This is a genomic window from Vibrio sp. Y10_XG_PY6 (assembly GCF_024181795.1).
GTDB classification, from domain to species: Bacteria; Pseudomonadota; Gammaproteobacteria; order Enterobacterales; family Vibrionaceae; genus Vibrio; species Vibrio diabolicus.
In genome coordinates this window covers 1,754,428-1,779,461 of record NZ_JAMZAQ010000001.1, presented here as the reverse complement: position 1 = coordinate 1,779,461, position 25,034 = coordinate 1,754,428, and the positions used below count along the sequence as shown (strand labels likewise).

Here is a 25,034-nt window from a genome sequence, read left to right as displayed (position 1 = left end):
AAACAAAATGACCACGATATTTCGTGGCCATTTTTATCATCAAAGTATTTATGATGATTAAGAGTTTAACCTATAAGAAAGTCTTATTAAAAGCGAAACTCTTCTAAGTTATTGCTGCTTTCCAACATTTTTTCAGCAACATAACGATGCGTGGCTGTGGTTGGGTGAGTCACATCCCAGAACACAAACTTATCTGCGCCAGATGCCGCGCACTCTGAGCGTAATGAATGGGTGTACATGTAATCCACAGAAGATGAGCGGTTGATGTCCAGACAAGGATCACTTGCATTCACGAACCCGTGTTCTTCTGGTGCCGAGGTTAACGTCTCAAACAGCGCGTGCGTATCAAACAATGAAATGTTGTAACCTTGAGCTTTATAGTACATCGCTTGTGCTTTGATGAACTCGTTCATTTTCAATACTTTCGCGCGAATCGTTTCAATTTCTTCCTGCGTTGAGTATTTGAACTGTGGTGCTTTGGTTGCGTCTGGCAGTGTCATCAACATGAAGTTCTTCGCCCCCGCGTCTGTTAGACGAATCAGAGCTTCAGCGTAATCCGCTTTTACTTCCGGCACGCTACGGTTGTAGTTCATGAAATCATTTAAACCAAACTCCAACGTAAACAATGTGTTTGCTGGGTTGTAGTTTTTCGCCAGTTTTGTGTAGGTCAAGTAAGAAGAAACTTGTTCGCCGACACCTGTTAGCGCAATGTATTGGTTCTCACCTGCTGCGCCGCCAACTGCCCAGTTATAAAGCGGTAAGTTTTTGGCTTTAGCAACGTATTCCGTCCAAACAAAACCGTTCGAGAAGTGACCTAAGAACCAGCTGTTTGGGTTAGGGAAGCGCCATTGGGAAGCGTTAAAGATGTTGCCTGTATCAGATAAGCTGTCGCCCAAAGCCACTACTTTGTTGATTTGATCTGGTTGCATTGCAGCATCATTGCTCCAGATCGTGTGGTTATAAGAATAGCGATTGTCAGCAGCAAAAAACGTAATGTCTGCGTTCTCGTTCGCCAGATCTAGTGTTTCTTCACAGCGCTGGCGAATCACGTTTTGTGAAGTGTTGGTGTAGAACATGTTTTTAAATGAAACAGAGCTCCACCAATAACCGTCGATAGTGAAGTCACTACCATCTTGGTTTTTCGCCCATTTCCAGTCGGTAGCCGCATCATCCTTAGAGTGGCTCGTACGATACCAGCAGCGAACGTAAGTATAGGTTTGATTTTCTTGCGTGCTGACCACTTCAGACGCAGAAACCATTTCTGGTGATAATGTTGGCTCCTCTGCAACGGCAGAGGCAAGCGGAAGTAATGCAGTTAATAGTGTGATTGTTTTTTTCATCATTCACTCTTCTTGTAATGGTTATGGTTCCGAATACGTGAATACGCTCGGCTATAACAGTATTTAGATGAGAATTTTTCTCACTAAACCTTCTAATTCTGAGTAAATACTCAAGACAGTCAACAACTAAATATTCAATATTTCAGTTTTGGCACCACGGTCAAAAAATCCATTCAGCATAGCAATCGATTAAATGTGTATTATTTAGAATAATTACTCACTAACATTAATTTAACATGCACTTTTTGTTAATTAAGTGATTGCTTTATAAGGTTTTGTTTATGCTTTTTGATGTTAACTAAAAATGTTTATTGAATGATCTTTTGTACAAAGTTGTATATTCATGAAACAAATTGTTTGGCATTTTTGGCCTATAAACTATAGCTGAAGCTCTCATGCGAACATCATAGTGATGACTTTTCATGAGAATATAGTGAATAAAAATTAGCTCAAATAAGGAATAGGGCAAATGCACTACACAACAAGTAAAAAACAAGGCTTATTTTCGTTGTCTGCCGTAGCGATAGCACTGACCACTTCTATGTCAGCGTTTGCGGCTCCACCAATGGGATTTGATGAATCTAAGTTACCGACGAAGTACATCGTCAAATTCAAAGAAGATGCAGTCAGCCGATCTTCAATGGGTGGTAACTCTTTTTGGGGACCACGAATCGCGCAGGAGTCTGTTTTAGAACAGGTGAAGGCACGTAAGGTGGAAAAACTGGGTAATCGCGCCATTTACAGCGTTGAGTTGGATGGTGATGACTTAGAACCACTTCGTAATCGCAGTGATGTGGAATATGTCGAAGTCGATCCGCCTCGCTATTTGCTCAGCGAAACTACCCCGTGGGGTTATGAAGCGGTTAATGCTCAACAGTTAGACGACTTCAATGCTGGTAATCGCACTGTATGTATTATCGATTCAGGGTACGACATCTCGCACAACGACCTAAGCGGTAACCGCGTTGCAGGTACCAACGATAGTGGTACAGGATCATGGAGCGATCCGGGTAACAATAACGCCCACGGTACTCACGTAGCAGGTACTATCGCAGCGATTGCCAACACCGAAGGTGTGAAGGGTGTGATGCCAAACCAGAATGTGAATTTGCACATCGTGAAAGTATTTAACGAATCAGGTTGGGGTTACTCATCTGGGCTTGTTAAAGCGATCCAAACGTGTGCAGATAATGGTGCCAACGTTGTGAACATGAGTCTTGGTGGTAGTCAATCAAGCCGAACTGAGCAAAATGCACTGCAAAACATTTACGATCAAGGCGTTCTGCTAATCGCCGCAGCTGGTAATGACGGTAACACCGCACACAGCTACCCAGCTTCTTACGATTCAGTTATGTCTGTTGCTGCTGTCGATAACCAAAATGATCATGCGGCGTTCTCGCAATCTACTGATCAAGTTGAGATCTCTGGCCCAGGTGTGGCGATCTTATCAACGGTTACGGTAGGCGAAGGTAAACTTTCTGATATTACCTTGAATGGCGTAAGCCAATTTGATCGCGGCATTGTCCCTCACAATCGTTTGATTAATAACGGCTCTTCGTATGTGCCAGATCCAATCGTTGGTTCAGTAACAGCAATGCTAGATAGCTGTGATGTATCTGGCGGTAACTTTAACTGTGGTGATATGTCGGGCAAAATTTGTTTGACTGAGCGTATTGGCAACCAGTCTTCAGGTAACTACCCAGAAGTGGATGCAGTTCAAGCTTGTTACAATGCAGGTGCACGAGCGGCAATCGTATACAGCAACTCTGAACTACCTGGTTTACAAAACCCATTCTTGGTTGACACAAACAACGCTTATCGTATGGTTTCGGTGACGGTTGACCGTGCATTTGGTCAAGAGTTGCTGGGGTATGTAGGTCAAGAAATTACGGTTTCAACTACCTCTGGTGAAGATTACGAGTACTACAATGGTACATCGATGGCAACACCTCATGTAACTGGCGTAGCAGGCTTGGTGTGGAGTTACCACCCAACGTGTACAGCAGCGCAAGTACGTAATGCCCTAGTTCAAACGGCAACAGACATTGATGTCGCTGGACGAGACAACCGCACAGGTCACGGCCTAGTGAATGCGGAAGCAGCGAAACTGTTCTTGGATGCGGGCTGTAACGGTCCTGACGGTGGCGGTAGCTCTTCGGACTCTAGCTTCTCAAACACCAGCCCTGTTGCGATTCCTGACAACAAATCTTCTGGTGCAATCAGCGCTGTAGATGTCGATCGCTCTGGTGATTCAGGTACAGTAAGTATTGACGTTGATATTAGCCACACTTACATCGGTGACCTACGAGTGACGCTAACTTCACCGACTGGTGGAGAAGTCGTGCTTCACGATAATACTGGCGGCAGTGCTAACGATATCAAAGCCACTTTCCAAGCGGATTTCTCTGGTTTTGAATCACAAGGTTCTTGGGAACTAAAAGCGGTAGACAGTGCCAGAAGAGACACAGGCACAATCAACAGTTGGACTCTGACTTTTCAATAAGGAGTGGCTATGAAGAAGTTGACCTTACTTTCTTTGTCTGCGGTGAGTGCTACCGCACTATTGGCAATCGGACTAAGCTCGGCCAGCTTGGCGAACAATCAAGGATTTCCGCTCGTGGATGAACGTTCTGAACAAGCTGAGCAACAACCTACGCGTTACTTTGTTAAGTATCATAAAGGGAAAGAGAGCGAAGTGAGAGCGCTTCTTCGTCAACATAACCTTAAAGTGGTTGATGCGTTGGTGAAGCAACAGGTACTGGTGGTGAGCGGCGAACAAGCGGACGTCGATAAGCTATCTGGTAATGAATCCGTTGAATACACCGAGCAAGAACCAACGAGAAAGTTGTTGTCTCAATAAGATAGCCTCAATATGAAAAACGCCCCTCACGTGAGGGGCGTTTTGTTTGAGTACTTTTCCTGCTAGAGCCTTTGAGAGATGAATGCCGACGAGCCTAATTCTGCATTCATAAGAATAAAAGCTTAGCGCACAATCAGGCCAAGTAGGATACCTACAATGCCGAAGTCAGCATCACTGAATGTTGTGTTTGCAAAGCCAAGATCACCCAGTACCGGCATTAGGAAGACAGGTAGGAAAGTAATCAGTAGACCTTGTGCAAACGCACCTAGAATTGCACCGCGACGACCACCTGTTGCGTTACCAAATACACCCGCAGCCGCACCCACAAAGAAGTGTGGAACTACACCAGGGATAATCACAGTAAGCCCCATCACGTACAGCAGGAACATGCCCACTAGACCGGCTGCAAAGCTCGATAGGAAGCCCACCAATACCGCATTTGGTGCGTATGGGAACACAACCGGACAATCCAGTGCAGGTTTTGCGTTTGGAACCAGTTTGTCTGAGATGCCTTTAAATGCAGGAACGATTTCTGCGATAACCATACGTACACCTTGCAGGATAACGTATACACCACCTGCAAATGTGATGGATTGCATTAGCGCAAACATAGACCAATGTTTACCGCCACTGACTTCACGGACAAAATCACCGCCAGCGAACAAACACGTCACCACAAAGATGATGCCCATGGTGAACGAGATCGCCACTGGTGTATCACGTAGGAACAACAAGCTTTTAGGGACATTCATCTCTTCAGTAGAGTGTTCTTTGTTACCGAACTTGCTGCCAATAAAGCCAGCTAGCACGTAAGAAAGGGTAGAGAAGTGACCAATCGCAACGTCATCAGAACCTGTAACTTGCTTCATGTACTTGTGAGCGATCGCAGGGAAGAACACCATTACAGAACCCACAACCACAGAGCCAAGCGCGATCAGTGGAACGCCTTTCATGCCGCTAGATGCCAGAATCGCTGCTACCATCATCGACATAAATAGTGTGTGGTGACCGGTTAGGAAGATGAATTTCCATGGCGTGAAGCGAGCGATCAAGATGTTCACTAACATACCGAAGAACATGATCATCGCCATCTCTTTACCAAACGCTTCTTGCGCGATAGAGACGATAGCTTCGTTGTTTGGAACCACGCCTGTAATGCCAAATGCGTGTTGGAAAATCGTCGCGAAGTCGCCTAGCGAGCTCACAACTAAGCCTGCACCTGCGCCAAGCACGATGAAACCAAGAATGGTTTTTACCGTGCCTTTAATGCACTCGGTGACTGGTTTTTTCTGGGCAATTAAGCCGATTAGGGCGATTAGACCGACCAGAACCGCTGGCTCTGATAGGACATCGTTCATTAAGAAACTGAAGAATTCCATAACGCCACCTTATAGAGCGCCAAGCTCTTGAAGTGCCACAGATAAACGCTCTTTCATTGCGACTTTGTCGACCATGTTATCAAGCGCTACGATGCGTGGTTCAACGCCAAGTGCATTCAACTGTTCAACGATGTCGTTAGTACCGATGAAGATGTCACAATCCGTACCTTTTGCAGAGCCTAGATCGATATGATCCACTTCTGCGTTTACATTCAATTCTTTCACGATGCCTTTGATGCTCATTTCCATCATTAGGCTAGTACCAAGACCGTGACCGCAAACAACCATAATTTTCATAATTCAGACCTTTTCTTTTTTATAGGGGGTATACCCATTTGTTAATGGGGTATGTCAGGAGTAAAACTTAGTATTTGTCGATGATCGCAAGAACATCTTCTTTGCTTTGAGCGTTGCAGATGGCCTCTACATGCTCTTCATTCATAAACAATTCCGCCAGTTTTGAAATCGCATCAACGTGGCTATTACTGTCCGTTGCCGCTAGCGTGACCAGCATTTTTACTGGGTCATTTTCTTCAGAGTTAAAATTGACGCCGTTTTGGATCACCGTGATCGCCAGTGACAAACGGTTAACGCCATCTTCAGGGCGAGCGTGTGGCATCGCCATGCCAGGACCTACCACGTAGTAAGGGCCAAGCTCTTCGTGCGAGCGGTAAATTGCTTCAACGTAACTTGGTTCTATCGCGCCATTTTCAATCAAAGCTTCACAAGATTTGCTGATCGCATCTTTCCAGTCGGTTGCGTCAGAATGGATGCGAATGACATCAGAGGTAATCAGTTTACGTAGCATTGGAATGTTTCCGATTTGTTGTTTTGTTGCTGCGTACTTTATCGATCAATTTGCCAGAAAAACCTGAGAGTGATCACAAATGGTAGCGCTATCTGATAGCGCTACCATTAATTGTGATAGCGCTACCATTTTTATTAGGCATCGAAGTTTCATGTGCTGGTGTTCGAGTTCTAATGCGCTAATATCAAAACCATTAAAGCGCTGTGATAAGATGTCGCAGCTGAAATTAGAGAACATTAAATAAAAACAATGAGCGAACCTCGCAAACGAAGAAGTACCGGCAATGTCACTTTGGCTGATGTCGCCAAACAAGCAGGCGTAGGCACTATGACGGTGTCGCGAGCATTACGAACGCCAGAGCTGGTATCCGATAAGCTGAGAGAAAAAATTCAACAAGTGGTTGATGAGCTCGGCTATATCCCGAACAAAGCCGCAGGGGCACTCGCATCTGCAGAAAGTTATTCCATCGCTCTTATCATTCCGTCACTGTTTGAAAAAGCGTGCGCGCATTTCTTACCAAGCTTCCAACAGGCGTTAAACAAAGCGGGTTATCAACTATTGCTGGGTTACAGCGACTACTCGATTGAGCAAGAAGAAAAGTTGCTTTCGACTTTTTTAGAGAGCCGTCCTGCGGGCGTTGTACTGTTTGGAAGTGAGCATAGTCAGCGAACGCATCAACTGTTAGAGGCGTCAAATACGCCAGTGTTAGAGATTGCCGAACTGAGCTCAAAGGTCAGTTATCTCAATATTGGCGTGGATCACTTCGAAGTGGGTAAGGCCTGTACCAGACACCTGATTGAACAAGGTTTTAAGAACGTTGGTTTTATTGGGGCGCGCGGGAATCACTCAACGTTGCAACGCCAGTTACACGGTTGGCAAAGTGCGATGATTGAAAACTATCTCACCCCAGATCATTTTCTAACGACTCATGAAGCGCCATCTTCACAATTGGGTGCGGAAGGATTGGCGAAGTTATTGCTGCGCGATTCAAGCTTGAATGCTTTGGTGTGTAGCCATGAGGAGATAGCAATTGGTGCGCTCTTTGAGTGCCATCGCCGCGTGCTCAAAGTCCCGACCGACATTGCCATTATTTGCCTTGAAGGCTCTTCTATGGGGGAGCACGCTTACCCAAGTTTGACATCGGCAGAATTTGATTACGAGCGCATGGGTACCAAGGCGGCAGAAAAACTGTTGCATGCCATTAAAGGTGAGCCAGAAGAAAGGCCAACCAGTATGGGCTTTAAGCTAAAGCGTCGAGCAAGTACCGCGATTAACTGAGACTTCCGCTTTCCATAAATACAAAAAGCCTCTCAATATGGAGAGGCTTTTTACATTCTGAATTCGCGAGCGAAAACTACGGACGTTCGCCCGCGGCTAGGCGTTGTTCGATATCTACGATCACCTCTGGCAGATCGGAGATGGTATCGATTAAGTAGTGAGGTGCACTCTTGATAAACTTCGCGCGTGCTTTTTCACGAGCTTTCTCTAAGGTTGCTTCGTCTGCAGCTTGGTATTCTTCAAATGTCAGACCCGCTTCGTTACCAGAAAGCAGCAGACCTACCGTCCACATGCCCGCATTGTGACCTTCAAAGATGCCTGGTGCTGAGTCGTCCACTTTGACGCATGCTTTAACGTCGGTTACACCAAGCTCAATCACGTTTTTCAGTGCCATAAACGGCGCAGGGCGACCACCTTGTGGCAGATCGTCTGTCGCGACAACGTAATCTGGTTGGTAGCCGTAATCCGCCGCAACCGGAATCAGTACATCCATTACTTCGCGAGGGTAACCCGAACAAGAACCGATCTTGATGCCTTTGTCTTTCAGACCGTTTACCACTTCAATCGCGTTGAGGATTGGTTCTGCGTGGTCAGCCACTTTTGCTTTTTGCAGAGGCATAAATGCCGCATAGATAGCGTCGATGTCTTCGCTGGTCATTGAGCGCCCAAACTTCTCGTTCCAACGCTTATCAACCGCAGGAATGCGACCCACAGCTTGGATGTGGTCCCACTTACCAAGCCCCATTGGTTCACGCGCCTCTTCAAGGTCGATATCAAAATCAAAGCCTTGTTTGAACGCTTCCACAAAGATACTGGTTGGCGCAAAAGAGCCGAAATCGACGATAGTGCCAGCCCAGTCAAAGATCACTGCTTGAATTTGTGAGTTGCTCATGTTCAATCCTTTTTCTTGCTTGCCAGGGCGCTTGCCTTCACGTTGAAACGGCGCTCTGAATAAATTGGTTTTTGTTGAGGTCTATTGACCCTAAAAGTAGTTAAAGTCTTTACACACTTTGGCGATCGCTTCTTCGAAGATCGCCAACGCTTCTATCAGTTGTTCGCGAGTGATGATCAGCGGTGGGCTGAGTTGAATCACATTGCCTTGCGATACCTTGAAGCTCACGCCATTGTCGAGGCATTGGTACAGCACAGCTTCCGCCTCGTCATACGCGCGCGCTTTGCTTTCGTGGTCAGTGACCAACTCAATGCCCCACAACATGCCGATGCCACGCACATCACCAATCACTGGGTATTTGGCTTTCATCTCTAACAGCTTTTCACGCATGAACTGGCTGTCGGCTTTGGCTTTATCTAGCAAGCCGTCTTGCTCAATGGCTTCCATGGTTGCCAGTGCTGCAGCACAACCGATAGGGCTTTTCTCATGAGTGTAGTGACCCATGGAGATTTGCTCGGCGGTGTTGTATTTGTCTTTGGTTACCATGGCTGCGATAGGCACTAAGCCTCCACCCAAGCCTTTACCGATGCAGAGCATATCTGGCTCGATGTCGTAGGCTTGGTAGGTAAACCATTCGCCGCTACGACCCATGCCGTTAGGGATGTCGTCAATGATCAACATGACATTGTGTTTGTCACAGATTTCTCGAATGCGTTTCCAGTAGGCTTTGCTCGGCACTTGTACGTCGGTATTACGAACCGCTTCTGCGATAAACGCGCCCACGCCACCTTCTTTCTCAATCACGTATTCAAGGTAGTCGGCGTAATGCACGTCGCTACCGTCCCCTACTGGGAAAGCGCCACGGTAAGACACCGCTGGTGGAATGCGCTCAACACCTGCCATTAGTGGTCCCATACCTTGGCGGAAACACGCTTCGCCACCTACTGAGATGGCATCCAATGATGCGCCGTGGAAGGAATCCCACAGAGACACCACCTTGTAGTTGCCCGTGATGTGGCGCGCTAGTTTAAGTGCCATGCCAACCGCAGATGTGCCACCCGGAGCAAACAACACGCGGTTCAATTCGCCGCCACAGATTTGGGTAAGCTTTTCGGCACATTCAATCGCGGTCTCGTTGGTAAAACGACGTGGTGAAAATGGCAGTTTGGCAATTTGCTCTTGCACACGTTTAATCACATGCGGATGACCGTAGCCCAGCTGATGGACGTTATTGCCATGGAAGTCCATGTACTTTTTGCCGGTAGCATCTTGGATGTAGATGCCTTCTGCTGCTTCCAATGTATCTAAGCAAGGCGTTGACATGGCTTGATGAAGAAAGACTTCCGAATCACGCTTCAATAATGCTTGCGTGCGTTCGTCGTCCATCGATGCATTCCAAGCTTGGCGCGCTGGCGTCGTGTTGACATCGCCTTCGCTGCGGAAATGAGTCGGTTTGATATTCTGAGTCATAACGCTCTCTCAATCAGAAAGTTGCTTTACGCAACTTGCCAGTACATTGCTTTTTCAATTGCACCGATCAAGCGCTCGATATCTGCTGGGTAAACTTCGCCAATGTTGCCGATACGGAAGCAATCTGCATTCGATACCTTACCCGGATAAATCACAAAACCTTGCTCTTTTAAACGCGTGTAGAACGCTTTGAATTGGTAATCACTGTGAGTTGGAGAGTAGAAAGAGGTGATGATTGGCGAGTGAAGGTCATCACTCAGTAGTGGTTCGAAACCCAGAGAACGCATACCTGCAACCAGTGTTTTCTGGTTAGTTTGGTAGCGGTGATGACGAGCCTCAATGCCGCCTTCTTGCTCCAGCTCTAGCAAGGCTTGATAGAAAGCGCGAACCGTGTGCGTTGGAGACGTGAAACGCCATTTGCCGTGGTTCACTTCCATGCAGTGCCATTGGTCGTAAAGATCAAGGCTCAAAGAACGTGCCTGACCTTGGCACTTTTCGAGCTCAGTTTGTTTCGCAATCACAAAGCCAAAGCCCGGCACGCCTTGGATACATTTGTTTGCAGAGCTGATCATAAAATCGATGCCTAGCTCTGCGATATCGATAGGAATGCCACCAAAGCTCGACATGGCATCGAGAATCACCACTTTACCGTGTGCTTTTGCCGCAGAAGCAAATGCCTCAATTGGGTTAAGCATGCCAGTGGTTGTCTCACAGTGAACAATTGCCACGTGTGTGATAGCAGGATCCGATGCCAATGCAGTTTCCACCTCGTTCAAGTGTGGCTGTGATGTTTCGCCTGGGGAAACTACATGGCATGGAATATTTAGGTATTCAGCGATCTGAGCGATACGCGCACCGTAAGCACCGTTGTCGACAACCAACAACTTTCCATCTTTGCCAATGGCACTGCCAATCGTTGCTTCCACTGATGCGGTGCCGCTACCTTGCATTAGTACACTGGTATAGCCGCTATGCTTTGTTGCCAGTTTTACAAGCTTAGTGCGGATCACTTCGACAATGTCTTTGTTGTATTCATCATCCCAAGTACACCAGTCTTTTAGCATGGCTTCACGTACTGTTTCAGAAGTAGATAGAGGACCTGGAGTCAGTAGTAGGTATTCGTTTTTCATCTCGATTTCCATCAGAATAATTTAATTGGTCTACACCAGAAACTGAATTCACTCTAGCAAGGATGAAAAAGGGTCGTAAATAGCCATTCAGTGAATTTCATAAAACTTTCATATCCAAAATTTCACCGATCAGTTGGTCGCCTATTTATCGATAATTTTCTCAAAACTGCCATTTTATGGTCATGAATTCGTCACATTGGCGAAGTAGGGTAATTAGCGTCAACTGGTACAGACCAAAATGAAAACTTAGCCAAATTAACTGGAGAAAATGATGAAAAACCGTTTGATGAAAGGATCGCTGGCTGCGCTTGTCTCTCTGCTTGCTACCAATGCAATGGCTGCACAGGAAGTCACGGTTTACACCGCTTTCGAAACTGACATTCTTGCTAAATACAAGTCTGCGTTTGAGAAAGACAACCCAGATATCAAGATTAAGTGGGTTCGTGATTCAACAGGTATCATGACGGCGAAATTGCTGGCAGAAAAGAATAACCCTCAAGCAGAAGTGGTTTGGGGGCTTGCTGGCTCGTCAATGGCACTGCTGAAAGATGAAGGTCTTCTTAAGCCTTACACACCAAAAGGTTTGGAAGAGCTGCACGCGAACCTAAACGACCCTCAATCAAACCAAGCTTGGTTCGGGAATGATGCGTTCTTTAACGCAGTTTGTTTCAACGAAGCGGTAGCGAAACAACTTAACCTACCGAAACCAACGTCTTGGGAAGACCTAACGAAGCCGGTTTACAAAGGTCACATTGCAATGCCGAACCCAGCGTCTTCAGGCACTGGCTACATGCAAGTTTCTGCTTGGTTACAAAACATGGGTGAAGATCAGGCATGGAACTACATGCGTGACTTAGACAAAAACATTGCACACTACACGCACTCTGGTTCTAAGCCATGTGTTCAAGCGGGCATGGGTGAAGTGGCTATCGGTATTTCGATGGCGAGCCGCGGCGCGAAGTTGAAAACACAAGGCGCGCCATTAGCGGTGATCACACCAAAAGGCATCGGCTGGGAATCAGAAGCTGTTGGTCTAGTAAAAGAGTCTGATGCAGCGAAGCGTGTTGTCGACTGGTCAATCTCTAAAGCAGCAAACGAGCTTTACGTAGAAATGTACCCAGTGGTTGCACATAAAGAAGTGAAAGCGACCGTTTCTAACTTCCCGAACGTTCAAGAGAACATGGCGAAGATGGACTTCGCGCAAATGGGCAGCAAGCGTGCAGAGATCCTAGCGGCATGGTCTGAGAAATTTGACGCGAAATCAGAGCCAAAGTCTTAATGGAATTTGCTTTGAGTTGAATGTTGAAATCCACCTCGGTTGAGGTGGATTTTTTGTTTTCTCTTTTATTTCAGAGTTTACTGCAAGTAGATTCCTAGTCTCACCTAGGTTCGTTGGAATGACGGACTTAAGAAAGTTGGGTGCTTCTATCCATCCGCACTCACAACGTCATTCTCGAGAGTGAGGAAGGAGTGAGTCGGGAATCTCTAACTACCACTTGAACAAACGTCATCGCCCTTCATCTATTTGTCATCTTCTGGCTATAAATTTGTCATTGGAACGTAACACTCCAAAACTAAAGTTGGTATATACCATTTGGAGCGTGTGTTATGTCAACTAACCAACATTACCTAAATATCGAAAATGTAGTGAAGCAATTCGGACAGTTCACTGCATTAAAGAAAATCTCGCTAGCGATTGAAAAGGGCGAGTTCGTTTGTTTTCTTGGTCCTTCTGGCTGCGGTAAAACCACTCTGCTACGTGCTATTGCAGGTTTAGACTTGCCAACGTCTGGTGCAATTTTTCAAAACGGTCAAGAGACCACATTCCTACCACCAGAGAAGCGTGATTTCGGTATCGTCTTCCAATCTTACGCGCTGTTTCCGAACCTAACCGTGCAAGAGAACATTGCGGTGGGTTTGAAGAACCAAGGCATGTCTACCAAAGAAGCGTTAGAGAAGGTGGATTACTGGTTAGAAACCATTGGTCTTCCAACCTCTGGCGAGAAATTCCCTAACCAACTTTCTGGTGGTCAGCAGCAGCGCGTTGCTTTGGCTCGTGCATTGGCGTTGTCACCGGGTCTACTGTTATTGGATGAGCCGCTGTCAGCGCTGGATGCAAAAGTACGTGTTCACTTACGTGACGAGATTTGTAAGCTGCAACGCAAGCTTGGCATTACCACCATCATGGTTACGCACGATCAGGACGAAGCATTGTCGATGGCGGATCGTATTGTGGTGATGAACCATGGCGTGATTGAGCAAGTTGGCACACCTCAAGAAATCTACCAACAACCAGCAACGCGCTTTGTTGCTGAGTTTGTCGGCAGCATGAACTTTATTGAAACCTCAGTCGCAACGGACTCCCAAGTACGAATTGCAGAAACCTTGATGCCAGCACCAAGCTTGACCAATCGTAAGATCCAACGTGGTGACCGCTTCGACCTTGCGGTGCGTCCTGAAAGCATCAAGTTCGTTGAAAACTACAACAACTCTTTACCTGTGCGAGTTACCGCAACCGAGTTTCTGGGGGCGTTTTTCCGTATTGATTGCGTATTGCAAAACGACAGCTCAACGAAAACCATCGTAGTGGATGTGCCTGTGGAAACGGTTCAAAAACTCAATATCAAGGCGGGCGATGTACGTTACATCCAGTTTGCTGAAGAAGGGCTGCATGGTTACGCCGTGCCCTCGGTAGATAAAGCGCTAGCAGCGTAGGTGTAAACATGGATGCGAAGACAATGACGATGAATAGCCTAACCACGCAAGACAAAGCAAAATCCCTACTCGGACGTGTTAGCCGCGATAACCTTGTGTTGTTTGGTTTGCTCGCTGGTTTGTCGACCATGATGGTGCTGTTCATCTTAATGCCGCTTTGGGCAATGTTGACCAAGAGTGTGCAAAATGCCAATGGCGAATTTGTCGGATTGGCAAACTTTGCGACGTACTTTTCCTCTTCAAGCTTGTGGGTGTCGGTGGGCAACACCTTCACTTTGGGCGTGATAGTGACCTCGGTAGTAGGCGTGCTTGCGTTTGGTTATGCCTACGCGCTGACTCGTTCATGCATGCCGTTTAAAGGTTTGTTTCAAATCCTAGGTACCGCGCCGATCCTCGCGCCTTCGTTACTGCCAGCGATCAGTTTGATTTTCCTTTTCGGTAATCAAGGCATTGCTAAAGAGATGCTGTTAGGAAACTCGATTTATGGCGTGATTGGTATCTCGATGGGTTTGATTTTCTGGACCTTCCCTCATGCATTGATGATCTTAACCACTTCGCTGCGCACTTCAGATGCTCGCTTGTATGAGGCTGCTCGCGCACTTAAAACCTCACCCATCAAAACCTTCTTTATAGTGACGTTACCTGCGGCGAAATACGGTTTGATCAGTACGCTTATCGTCGTCTTTACGCTGGTTATCACGGACTTTGGTGTGCCGAAAGTGATTGGTGGCAGCTACAACGTTCTGGCGACTGACATCTTCAAACAAGTTGTGGGACAACAAAACTTTGCTATGGGTGCAGTGACCAGCATTATGTTGTTATTCCCTGCGGTAATGGCATTCGGCGCAGACCGCTGGGTACAGAAAAAGCAGAAGAGCTTGTTCGACACACGTTCAGTGCCTTACCAGCCAGAACCTAACAAAGCGCGCGACAGCATTTGTTTGGTTTACTGCAGCATCATTTCTATCGCAGTGTTGGCTGTGCTTGGCATGGCAGTGTATGGCTCGTTAGTTACGTTCTGGCCTTGGAACAAAGCGCTGACGCTAAACAACTACAACTTTGCTGAAATGAGCACTTACGGTTGGAGCCCATTCTTCAACTCGCTAACGCTGGCAGGTTGGACGGCAGTGATCGGTACTGCCATCATATTTGTCGGTGCTTACTGTATTGAGAAAGGGCGTGCGTTCGGTCCAATTCGTCAGGTGATGCAAATGCTTAGCGTGGTGCCAATGGCGGTTCCGGGTATGGTGCTTGGCTTGGGTTACATCTTTTACTTCAATGATGCGAACAATCCTCTGAATGTGCTTTATGGCACCATGGCATTCTTGATGATTAACACGGTAGTGCATTACTACACCGTGGGTCACATGACAGCACTGACAGCGCTAAAGCAGTTGCCATCGGAGATTGAAGCCACGGCGGCATCGGTGAAGCTTCCTCAATACAAGTTGTTCTTTAAAGTGACATTACCTGTGTGTTTACCTGCGATTTTGGACATTGCGACTTACTTGTTTGTTAATGCATTGACCACCACTTCTGCGGTAGTATTCCTTTACTCAACCGATACGATTCCGGCTTCGGTCTCGATTCTGAATATGGACGATGCAGGTCAAACTGGCGCTGCAGCGGCAATGGCTGTGATGATCATGATTGCTGCCGCAATTGCGAAGATTGTTCAGATGACTTTGGGTAAATTGTTAGAGAATCGCACACAAGCTTGGCGCAAAAGATAAGGACACTTCGTGCAATACGTAAAAATTAAAGATTCGATTGTTGAACAGATTGAAGCGGGCATGCTATCGCCGCGTCAAAAACTGCCAGCAGAGCGTAAGTTGGCGGAGTCGTTCGATACTACACGCGTCACTCTGCGTGAAGCTTTATCACTGCTGGAAGCAGAAGGTCGAATCTATCGCGAAGATCGCCGAGGTTGGTTTATCTCACCTGAGCCATTGCGTTACGACCCAACCCAAACGTTGAACTTCCCAAACATGGCAAAAGCGCAAAATCGCGTGCCAAAAACAGAAGTGATAGCCGCAAAAGGCACCTTGGCTAATAAATTGGCCGCTCGTTTGTTGGACCTTCAGCCGTTTTCAGACGTATTTCGTGTCGACCGCGTTCGTTACCTAGAAGAGCGTCCGGTGGTTTATGTCACGAACTACATTCGACCAGACATATTTCCCAACTTATTGTCTTATGATTTATCAAACTCGTTAACCGACATTTATCGTGAACACTACGGTGTGACGTATCAAAAAATTCGTTACCGAATTTCGACTAGTACTTTGTTGGGTGAGGTGGCACAGGCATTGCGCGCGACGTCTGGTACGCCTGCAATGTTGGTTGAACGTATCAACTACAACCAACATGGCGAGTTGATTGACTGTGACATCGAATACTGGCGTCATGATGCCATCAGCATCGAGTCTGTCGCGGAGCTGAATTAATCTCTGTTTGCTGGGCATCTGTCTAGTTGGCAGCGAGCAATTTATATCTCAAATTCAAAGGCTCCATATTGGGGCCTTTGTTGTACCCAAGCACCTTGAGGGTATCTAAATATCATAAACAGGAAAACGGAATGGATCTCTTGGCAATCGCACTCGTTGTATTGTCTGCGGTTATGCATGCTGGCTGGAATATTCTTGGTAAAAGCAATGCTGGTTCAGGGCTCGCGTTTACGATGGCGGCAAGTTTATCTGCTTGCCTTCTGCTCACGCCTTATCTTATTTGGTATCTCTTTAACATTGGCTGGGCGACGTTGCCCAACGTGTTTTGGGGAATGCTGTTTATCAGTGGTTTATCTCAAATCGTCTATTTGATTGGTTTGATCGTGGCCTACAAGCACGCTGATGTGGGAGTGATTTATCCGATTGCGAGAGCACTCCCTGTAATGATGGTGGGCGCACTCACCGTCGCCTTAGGTTATGAGTTGAATGCTCAGCAGTGGTTGGGTTTCCTGCTTATTACTTTAGGTTGTGTCCTAGTTCCAGTGACCAGTTTTCGTCAAATTACTCTTGGGGAGTACCTGAATGTTGGTGTGTTTTGGGCCTTGATTGCGGCGTTTGGCACGACGGGTTACTCCGTTGTGGACAAGCAAGCACTGAATCTGCTAACTCAACAAACATCGACCATTCTTAACGACCACTATAGCGCGATTTTTTATCTAGGCGTGCAGTTTTGGGTTATGGGAGTACCGGTTTTATTGTGGTGTATTGTTTCGGGGAGTCAGCAAGAACTACAAACCGCTTGGATGATTCGCAAAAGTGCGAGCATGGCTGGCATCATGATGGCATCCACCTACGGCTTGGTGCTGTTTGCGATGACTATGACTGATAACGTCAGCCTTGTTGTGGCTTTGCGACAAATCAGCATTGTATTTGGTTTATTAATGGGCGTGTGGTTGTTGGCTGAAAAATGGTATTTCACGCGAGGCGTCGGGGTGCTGTTGATCCTGAGCGGAATCATTATGTCATTGAGCTCTGCTTGAGGTATAAGGCACCGATGTCGATTCGGTGCCTTGGCACAGCTAAATTTTTAAAATCGCAATTGTGCACCAAACATCACACCGCCAGAATCAAAATCGCTATTCTTGGCGTAGTTGTACTCTAAGTTCAAACCAAAGTGTTTATAGGCCCAAGCGACACCAGCGGCGGCCTCGCCTCCAAGGCTGGACTCATCATATTCTTTGCTCTGACCATTATTTTTAAATGTATAACTTAACGTGTAGTAAGTGACACCGCCTTTCCCGTAAAGCTCAAAGCCAGCTCCCAGAGGGTAACTTGCGTAACCGCTGAGTCGAGGTCCGCCATAACTGACATCGGTGATTTCTGTTAAGGGACTGATAAGTACGGAGCCAATGCCGTTAAATGCGCCCTTATAGCCGGCTTCAATACCAAAGTTGTGATCGAACATGTAACGGTAATATACATCACCAAGGAACATGTCACCTTCATCATGGCTATTGTTCACATCGTAACTAACATTACCGTAGCCTAAATTTGCTCCAACAACATGTTGGGTTGGTTGTGCATGAGCCGTTAAGGAAAGTGCGGACAGTAAGCATGCAACGGCGTACTTGTAAGACATAAAAACTCCGAATCATAAAATGAAAAAACAAAACGTCATGTGCTGCGTTGGGTTAACGTAGCCTTGTTATGAACTCCGCTTTGGTATTGTCTAACCATTCGTAACGACGTCGATACATCGAACGCTTAGAACGCGACATGCCTTCGATATCACGACGCGGGGCATTCACATCGAGTGAGTAGAAATGACGGTTGTATTCGGTGCCGCCCAACTCTTGCCAGAGTGCATCGTAATCCGTTTTGATTCGTCCTTTACTGTAGCGTCGTGCAGCATAAGTATGGGATTGTGTTTTTACCGCTAGAATCGTATTCACTTCCCAAATTTGCGCGAGTAAAGTGAGCAAACTCACCATCAAGCTTTTTGGTCTTTGCCCGTAAAGCTTACGAGTTAACTTTTTAATTTTCGCGTTGTTCTCTTCACTGCTGCGTGGCCCTTGCAAGCCGCCAATCATAATGCTGCGTCCAGATTCTATGTGGCCGAGAGTAAATGAGAGCGTATAGAAGTTGCCATCCTCCGCGCTGTGTAGCACTAGGCTCATGTCGCCTTCTTTTTGGTAACGCGCTTCGTACACCAATCGCACAGAGTACAATGTCTCGTCGATTTCAAATGATGTTAATGTTAAGCCAGTTGAATCGGTATAGATCTCTTCAATGGTCTGTTTAGAAAACAGCTCTGAAATGGTTTTGTAGTGATCAACCACTAGGTTTGAACGATCGAACGCTGAGTTATTTTTGATGATGTAGGGACGAAACGGTTTTTCTAAAAATCGGTGCGTACGTGCACAAAGCATCTCTAGCAATGACGATTCAATATTATCTGACAGGTGCTTAAACGCTCGTTTGTAGTAAAGTGCGCGCAAGATGAACTTAGCTCTGTAGGTCCAAATTGGCTTATAGACATCAGCATAATCATCTGAGTAAATTGATTTGCTATGGTAAAAAATGGATTTGTTCGCGGTCATTTTCACTCCAGATTAACGTGTGCTCAACAGCCACAATTAAGAACCGACGGACGAGCAGCGAAGAACCCGAAAAAGGGGGAAATGCAAAGCACTACTAAAAGGGGAGGTTTTGCTGTGCCCGACGTTTATATAAGGTTTTGAACACTGTTCTTTTGTTGGAATTCTAAGAGAAAATTGACCTTAGGTATTGTATGGGTTGGTAAGGAAATGTCAGTTTGGAAGCCACTTTGAACGTTGTGATTACGAGGTAGAAAAATGCTCGTGTTGGCAGAGTATGATGCCGTGTTGCTAAGTTAAAGTGAAATGAGTTGAACAAGAATTGAACGTTATTTGAAATTATTTTGACGTGTTTCTGGTCTTTATACGTACCTTATAAATATCGAGCCAATTTAGGCCCGATATAAAGGTAAGTAAGGAGAGGTTTATGAAACGCTTAATGACTTTAGCAAGTATGATTGCTCTGACTGCTGCACCTTCTGTTGTTTTTGCTGGTGGCTATCAATGGACAAACGATACCGAAACGATCCATGGTGATGTTATGGATAGCAAACAAGCGGCTTATGAAATGGGTCGTGACATGATTCAGAACTATCAAAGCAAATCACCAGGTCAGCTTCGTGACGAGTTTACAAGCCTTACAGAGTATGTTGATCGCCAGTCGTTTTCTATCACCGACTCAAAAGTCATGGTGAATGAGTTCTTGCAAAGTGACGGGCAAGTTGTATACCAGCCTATTCTCAATGTTCAATACGAGTACCGCATGCGTGAAACCGGTAAATACTAACCAGTAAGACCGTCTCGATTTTCCGATAATTTATATCCTTGCTGTTTGTTTTGGGGAGCGCTGCTCCCCTTTTTTGTATTCATTGATAGCGGAAACTTCCACTCTCTCAGCGCAACATTTGCTATCGCTCAGCGTTAGATATTCTTGCTCGTTGATTGTGCTCATCGTTTGTAAAGTGTTTACAGAAACGATGCAACGCACTAACAAGGATATCCGATGACACACAGTTCATACTGGTTCAAACAGGCCATTGAAGCTGAACAGCCAGAAACGCCGCAACCATTACATCAAAATATTGATACCGATATTGCTATTGTCGGTGGTGGCTACACCGGACTTTGGACAGCGATTATGATTAAGCAGCAATCTCCTGAAAAACAGGTGGTTGTTATCGAAAAGGGCTTGTGTGGCAGTGGGGCATCTGGCGCGAATGGCGGCTGTATGCTGACATGGTCTACCAAGTTCCCGACGTTGAAACGGTTATTCGGTGAAGAACATGCTGTTTGGTTGGTAAAAGAGTCGGAACAAGCGGTGTTGGAGATTGACGACTTTTGTCAGCAATACAATATCGATGCGCAATTATCGTTAAAAGGGGTTTATTACACCGCAACCAATCAGGCTCAGAAAGGTGGCATGCAGCCAGTTGTCGACGAGTTACAACGGCTAGATGTGAACAGTTGGCGTCGTTGCTCGGTGGAGGAACTGCTTGCCAATACGGGTTCACCTCGCCATATTGAAGGCTATTACTCTCCGGTTGCTGCTAACGTACAACCCGCCTTACTCGCGCGAGGGTTACGCCGTGTTGCTATTGATCTGGGTGTAGAAGTTTATGAGAACACGCCAATGACGCGTCTAGATTATGGAAAACCTGCCACCGTCTGTACACCTAAAGGAAACATTCAAGCGCAGCAGGTGGTGTTGGCATTAAATGCATGGATGGTGGAGCAATTTAAGCAGTTCAAAAACAGTATTGTTGTGGTGTCTTCGGATATGGTTATTACCAAACCGCTTGGTGATACTTTGTCTCAATCTGGTTGGCAAGCAGGTTCGAGTGTGTTGGACTCACGCATCTTCGTACATTATTACCGAGATACGCCAGATGGCCGTTTGATGCTAGGTAAAGGCGGTAATCAGTTCTCTTTCAACAACCAAGTTGATGCGATGTTTAACAAGCCGACGCGTTATCAAACGCTACTAAAAAAATCATTCGACCACCTTTTTCCTCGCTTAAAAAGGGCTGAATTTGAGTACTCTTGGACTGGCGGTTCGGATCGCTCCGCAACTGGTTTTCCTTTTTTTGGCCAATTGGATGAGCAAAGTAATGTCTTTTACGGGTTTGGTTATTCAGGTAATGGCGTTGCTCAAACTCGAATGGGTGGAAAAATTTTATCGTCGTTGGTGTTAGGGCTAGATAACGAATGGACGCGAAGTGGTTTAGCGCAAGGACTGCTTGGGTATTTTCCACCAGAACCAATACGTTGGCTGGGAGCAATGATGGTACGAAATGCTGTTCGCCGAAAAGAGGAAGCGGAAGACAATGAGAAACATCCGTTTGTTTGGGATAAATGGCTAGCGAAACTCGCAGGACCAGCAGGCAAAGCGGATAAGCTCGACTAAACTGAAGACTTTAGCCACAAACGAGACAGTTTGCAGTGAAAGTCATTGGGGGGCGATGTAGCCTTGTGTTAGCCTCTGTCTTTCAAGCTCAGATTTAAAAGGTGAGTAATATAATGAAAGTATTCAGCAACTTCGATAGCGGCAGCATTCACGTAGTGAAAGCGGACGACAAAAATGACATCAAACTTAAAATCCCTAATGACAATATGTCGGAATTCTACCAGTGGTTCCATTTCCGTCTAGAAACCGAAGCCGAGCAGTCGCACACGATCAAACTGCTTGATTTGGCTAAGTCGGCTTATCCAGAAGGGTGGCAAGGTTACGATGTCGCGGCGTCTTACGACCGTGAAGAATGGTTCCGTATACCAGCAGAGTTCGATGGCGACACGCTGACTTTCACTGTTATCCCTGAGCGTAGCTCAATTTACTTCGCGTACTTTGCGCCTTACACATACGATCGTCATTTAGACTTGTTACACATGGCACAAAGTGCGCACCACTGCCAACTAGAAACATTAGGCCACACATTAGACGGCAATGACATGAGCTTGCTAACGTTTGGTGAGCCGGAAGAAGGCAAAAAGAAAATCTGGATGATTGCACGCCAACATCCGGGTGAAACCATGGCTGAATGGTTCATGGAAGGCATGATCCAACGTTTACTGGATGAAAATGACACTGTTGCGCGTGCATTACTGGAAAAAGCAGTGCTTTACGTGGTACCAAACATGAACCCAGACGGTGGTATTCGCGGCCACTTGCGTACGAACGCGGTAGGCGTGAACTTGAACCGTGAATGGCAAACTCCGTCTATGGAGAAAAGTCCAGAAGTCTACCTTGTGCGTCAACGTATGATGGAAACGGGTGTTGACATGTTTTTAGATATCCATGGTGATGAAGCGATACCGTATAACTTCGTCGCTGGCTCAGAAGGTATTCCTTCTTACGATGAAAATCTTGCCGCTTTAGAGGCATCATTTAAGCAAGCGCTACTGACTATTACCCCTGAATTCCAAGATGAGATTGGTTATGATAAAGATGAGCCGGGTAAAGCGAATTTGACGGTAGGCTCAAACTGGGTCGCGGAGCAGTTCAAATGCCTGTCGTACACGATCGAGATGCCATTTAAAGACAACAACAATCACCCAGATCCGCTTTATGGTTGGTCACCAGAACGCAGTGTATTATTTGGGCAAGATGTCTTAGCTGCAACGCTTACCGTGGCGGATAAAATCTAGTTCGATAACTTAACGTCTGTTAATTATTTCGAAAACAGCTCATTTTAAATGAGCTGTTTTTTATGCCTTCGATATCCATTCTCTCCTGTAAAAATTTGTTGCCATTCACAGGCTTAAATGTCGATTCTTAAATTTGAGAATATGGGTTTTTATGGTGATTTGCGTCACAGAAAACTGGCTATTTTGTGATATTCTCCGCAACGAATTGACTATGGCTAAACCAACGCAACGAGACTTTATTTCTCGGTTGGGTATGCGGATGAAGCTCATGAATAGATGGTCTTGAGGTTATCTTTCTCCGTTTTACGTCATTGGCGTTTGAATATCATTTTTTGATTCTTTCCTACGCTATTTAGCTATTTCTGTTCGAAGAAAAGAGAAAGTTACGGCTTCATATTTTACGGCAGTATGCTGCCTCGATGTGTTGCTTTGTGTACAAGAAAAAGGAAAAGAATAATGAAAAAAATCGCTATAGCAGTGGCTACTGTACTTGCTGGTGGTGTGATCTCAAACGTTGCACTTGCTGACACTTACATGGGCGGTAAAGTAGGTTACAACTCTCTAAATGATGCGTGTTACCTAAACGAACCTTGTGACGACGACAGTTTTGCTGCATCTATGCACTTGGGCTACAGCTTCAACGAGTACGTTGCAGCAGAGTACGGTGTTGATTACCTTGGTGACTTCACTGCAAACTTCAAAAAGCCCGGCCTAAACACCGTTGACGGTGATCTTTGGGCGTTGACTCTTGCTCCTAAATTCAACCTACCGCTAACGGATTCTTGGAATCTATTCGCGAAAGTTGGTGCTGCATACATGATGGCGGGTGACGAAAAAGATTTCGTACCAACAGGCTCTCTAGGTGCTGAGTACAAAATCAACTACAACTGGAGCCTACGTGCTGAATACCAACGTTACCAAGATATGTCTGATGACGTGATTGAAGATATGGATTCAGATTTCTTCGGTATTGGTTTTAACTACAAGTTCGGCTCTGAGCCAGTAGTTCAAGAAGAAGTGGTTGAGGAAGTAGTAGAAACACGCCCTGCAACACGTATTGTTGAGCATGTTTACCCTGCTCAAACAACAGCGACAGTACAATTCGACCTAGAAAGTGCAGAAGTGAAAGATGCATCGACCCTTTCTGGTACCGTTGATCTGATGAACACTTACCCACAAGCTCAAGTTGAGATCACGGGTTACAGTGATACGACGGGTTCTGCTGCGTACAACCAGCAACTTACAGAAAAACGCGCGAAAGCCGTTGCTGACGAGTTCCAAGCAAAAGGTATTGCGGCTGAGCGTATGACAGTGAAAGGTATGGGTGAAGCTAACCCAGTAGCAAGCAACGAAACACGTCAAGGTCGTCAAATGAACCGTCGTGTTGAAGTAGTTGTCCCTGCGTTTGAATACCAAACCACTGAGAAAGCAGAATAATTCCTGCTTAAGAGACAGTTCCAAAAGCCAGCGTGTATCACGCTGGCTTTTTTGATCCCGCTTAACAAACTCAGCACTTTCATCAATTTGTCATCACCAGTTCATACCATGGCTACCAAGTATTTGGGAGAGTGTTATGCAAAGTTTACCGCCGCTTAATTTGCTCCGAGCGTTTGAAGCCACGGCGCGATTACAGAGCTTCACTAAAGCCGCAGAGGAGCTAAATGTGACCCGTGCGGCCGTCAGTCAGCAGGTGAAATCGCTAGAACTGCAGTTAAATGCAACATTATTCGAGCGCAAGGGTACGCACCTTACGCTGACCAGCTCAGCAAAAGAATACTGGCCTGTGGTTAACCATGTGCTTCAAACCTTATCAACCTCGACCCATCATTTATTTACTCGCCCACAGAACAAGCAAATTACCTTACATGTCGCCCACAGTTTTTGCTCGCAATGGCTAATGCCAAGGCTGGCCGATTTTCAGCGTCAATTTCCAGATGTTTCCTTTAAGATCTCGACAACCGCGAATACGGTTCCAAACGCCAGTGCGATCGCAGATATAGAAATTATTAACGGAGATGGCGGTTGGCAAGAGCAACAAGCTATTCAGCTTACCCAAGAAAACTGGATCGTTGTAGCAAGCCCCGGCTTTATTCAGTTAAATCCGATTGATGACCTCACGAAGTTGTCTCAAACACCTAAAATCTGCACCAGCGGTTATCATGAATCTTGGCCGGTGTGGTTTGCGTACCAAGGTTATCAAGGCAAGGTGAGCAAAGTGATAGCCGAATTTGAACATTCACTGCTTGCTATTCAAGCTGCAACCAATCAACTTGGTGTCTTGCTGGTGAGAGACTTTCTTGTTGAGGATGAGTTGCAACAAGGGATATTAGTACAAATCGGAGATTGGCGTATGCCCAGCTCCGGCGCACACTATATGATAGTTAGAGCATCAGAAAAGTCACACGTAAACACCTTTGCCCAATGGTTAATACAAAGCCTTTGATGTTTACGGTCTATTTTTACAGCGGTACTTATTCTT

Annotated in this window: 22 protein-coding genes; 13 read left to right on the top strand and 9 right to left on the bottom strand. The window is 46.0% G+C overall.

Annotation, left to right across the window (positions count from 1 at the left end):
- Window positions 1–86 precede the first annotated feature (86 nt).
- A complete protein-coding gene (locus NL644_RS07700) occupies window positions 87–1,343 on the bottom strand; it encodes a type 2 secretion system lipase (RefSeq protein ID WP_005395362.1) in 1,257 nt (418 codons plus the stop codon).
- 466 nt (window positions 1,344–1,809) lie between these two features.
- Here NL644_RS07700 and NL644_RS07695 point away from each other — a divergent pair, with 466 nt between their 5' ends.
- Both NL644_RS07695 and NL644_RS07690 read left to right on the top strand, forming a co-directional pair.
- Window positions 1,810–3,843 (top strand): S8 family serine peptidase, encoded by a 2,034-nt coding sequence (locus NL644_RS07695; protein ID WP_161443519.1) that lies wholly within the window; start codon window positions 1,810–1,812, stop codon window positions 3,841–3,843.
- Window positions 3,844–3,852: 9 nt separating this feature from the next.
- Window positions 3,853–4,200 carry a hypothetical protein gene (locus NL644_RS07690; protein ID WP_005395359.1) on the top strand — a complete coding sequence of 116 codons (348 nt, stop codon included), beginning with the start codon at window positions 3,853–3,855 and terminating at the stop codon, window positions 4,198–4,200.
- A 122-nt stretch (window positions 4,201–4,322) separates the two neighbouring features.
- Here NL644_RS07690 and NL644_RS07685 read toward each other — a convergent pair whose 3' ends face one another.
- From NL644_RS07685 to NL644_RS07675, 3 genes are all read right to left on the bottom strand, one after another.
- A complete protein-coding gene (locus NL644_RS07685; protein ID WP_047007992.1) occupies window positions 4,323–5,579 on the bottom strand; it encodes a PTS ascorbate transporter subunit IIC in 1,257 nt (418 codons plus the stop codon).
- Between the two features lie 9 nt (window positions 5,580–5,588).
- Window positions 5,589–5,876 carry a PTS sugar transporter subunit IIB gene (locus NL644_RS07680; protein ID WP_005374080.1) on the bottom strand — a complete coding sequence of 96 codons (288 nt, stop codon included), beginning with the start codon at window positions 5,874–5,876 and terminating at the stop codon, window positions 5,589–5,591.
- 67 nt (window positions 5,877–5,943) lie between these two features.
- Window positions 5,944–6,387, bottom strand: coding sequence for a PTS sugar transporter subunit IIA (locus tag NL644_RS07675; RefSeq protein ID WP_253658242.1), 444 nt, complete (start codon window positions 6,385–6,387; stop codon window positions 5,944–5,946).
- Between the two features lie 249 nt (window positions 6,388–6,636).
- Between NL644_RS07675 and NL644_RS07670 the strand changes: the two genes are divergently transcribed.
- Window positions 6,637–7,665 carry a LacI family DNA-binding transcriptional regulator gene (locus NL644_RS07670; RefSeq protein ID WP_065770278.1) on the top strand — a complete coding sequence of 343 codons (1,029 nt, stop codon included), beginning with the start codon at window positions 6,637–6,639 and terminating at the stop codon, window positions 7,663–7,665.
- A 76-nt stretch (window positions 7,666–7,741) separates the two neighbouring features.
- On the opposite strand, the gene phnX is transcribed toward NL644_RS07670, so the two are convergent.
- The 3 genes from phnX to phnW form a co-directional block, all read right to left on the bottom strand.
- Window positions 7,742–8,557, bottom strand: a complete 816-nt coding sequence (phnX, locus tag NL644_RS07665; RefSeq protein ID WP_253658241.1) for a phosphonoacetaldehyde hydrolase — start codon at window positions 8,555–8,557, stop codon at window positions 7,742–7,744.
- Between the two features lie 90 nt (window positions 8,558–8,647).
- On the bottom strand, window positions 8,648–10,027 hold the full coding sequence (locus tag NL644_RS07660; RefSeq protein WP_253658240.1) for an aspartate aminotransferase family protein: 1,380 nt from the start codon (window positions 10,025–10,027) through the stop codon (window positions 8,648–8,650).
- Between the two features lie 26 nt (window positions 10,028–10,053).
- Window positions 10,054–11,157, bottom strand: coding sequence for a 2-aminoethylphosphonate--pyruvate transaminase (gene phnW, locus NL644_RS07655; RefSeq protein WP_253658239.1), 1,104 nt, complete (start codon window positions 11,155–11,157; stop codon window positions 10,054–10,056).
- Between the two features lie 268 nt (window positions 11,158–11,425).
- On the opposite strand from phnW, the gene NL644_RS07650 reads away from it, so the two are divergent.
- The 5 genes from NL644_RS07650 (at window position 11,426) to NL644_RS07630 (ending at window position 17,356) form a co-directional block, all read left to right on the top strand.
- A complete protein-coding gene (locus tag NL644_RS07650; protein ID WP_005384363.1) occupies window positions 11,426–12,436 on the top strand; it encodes a putative 2-aminoethylphosphonate ABC transporter substrate-binding protein in 1,011 nt (336 codons plus the stop codon).
- A gap of 329 nt (window positions 12,437–12,765) precedes the next feature.
- Entirely contained in the window at window positions 12,766–13,872 is a 1,107-nt protein-coding gene (locus tag NL644_RS07645) for a putative 2-aminoethylphosphonate ABC transporter ATP-binding protein (protein ID WP_005395343.1), read from the top strand.
- 8 nt (window positions 13,873–13,880) lie between these two features.
- Entirely contained in the window at window positions 13,881–15,605 is a 1,725-nt protein-coding gene (locus NL644_RS07640) for a putative 2-aminoethylphosphonate ABC transporter permease subunit (protein ID WP_253658238.1), read from the top strand.
- Window positions 15,606–15,614: 9 nt separating this feature from the next.
- A complete protein-coding gene (gene phnR, locus NL644_RS07635; RefSeq protein ID WP_253658237.1) occupies window positions 15,615–16,316 on the top strand; it encodes a phosphonate utilization transcriptional regulator PhnR in 702 nt (233 codons plus the stop codon).
- A 131-nt stretch (window positions 16,317–16,447) separates the two neighbouring features.
- On the top strand, window positions 16,448–17,356 hold the full coding sequence (locus NL644_RS07630; RefSeq protein WP_253658236.1) for an EamA family transporter: 909 nt from the start codon (window positions 16,448–16,450) through the stop codon (window positions 17,354–17,356).
- Between the two features lie 47 nt (window positions 17,357–17,403).
- Here the strand turns inward: NL644_RS07630 and NL644_RS07625 are convergent, their stop codons facing one another.
- Window positions 17,404–17,955 carry an outer membrane beta-barrel protein gene (locus NL644_RS07625; protein WP_139060778.1) on the bottom strand — a complete coding sequence of 184 codons (552 nt, stop codon included), beginning with the start codon at window positions 17,953–17,955 and terminating at the stop codon, window positions 17,404–17,406.
- Window positions 17,956–18,007: 52 nt separating this feature from the next.
- Entirely contained in the window at window positions 18,008–18,916 is a 909-nt protein-coding gene (locus NL644_RS07620) for a VirK/YbjX family protein (protein WP_253651372.1), read from the bottom strand.
- Window positions 18,917–19,340: 424 nt separating this feature from the next.
- On the opposite strand from NL644_RS07620, the gene NL644_RS07615 reads away from it, so the two are divergent.
- From NL644_RS07615 to NL644_RS07595, 5 genes are all read left to right on the top strand, one after another.
- Window positions 19,341–19,700: a DUF3316 domain-containing protein gene (locus NL644_RS07615; RefSeq protein ID WP_005395335.1), complete on the top strand. Its 360-nt coding sequence runs from the start codon at window positions 19,341–19,343 to the stop codon at window positions 19,698–19,700.
- Window positions 19,701–19,916: 216 nt separating this feature from the next.
- Window positions 19,917–21,317 carry an FAD-dependent oxidoreductase gene (locus tag NL644_RS07610; protein ID WP_253658235.1) on the top strand — a complete coding sequence of 467 codons (1,401 nt, stop codon included), beginning with the start codon at window positions 19,917–19,919 and terminating at the stop codon, window positions 21,315–21,317.
- Between the two features lie 113 nt (window positions 21,318–21,430).
- Window positions 21,431–22,555 carry a M14-type cytosolic carboxypeptidase gene (locus NL644_RS07605; RefSeq protein WP_253658234.1) on the top strand — a complete coding sequence of 375 codons (1,125 nt, stop codon included), beginning with the start codon at window positions 21,431–21,433 and terminating at the stop codon, window positions 22,553–22,555.
- Between the two features lie 456 nt (window positions 22,556–23,011).
- The gene (locus tag NL644_RS07600; RefSeq protein ID WP_005395330.1) at window positions 23,012–23,992 is read left to right on the top strand and encodes an OmpA family protein; all 981 of its coding nucleotides are present in this window, start codon (window positions 23,012–23,014) and stop codon (window positions 23,990–23,992) included.
- A gap of 136 nt (window positions 23,993–24,128) precedes the next feature.
- Window positions 24,129–24,998 (top strand): LysR substrate-binding domain-containing protein, encoded by an 870-nt coding sequence (locus NL644_RS07595; RefSeq protein ID WP_253658233.1) that lies wholly within the window; start codon window positions 24,129–24,131, stop codon window positions 24,996–24,998.
- Window positions 24,999–25,034 lie beyond the last annotated feature (36 nt).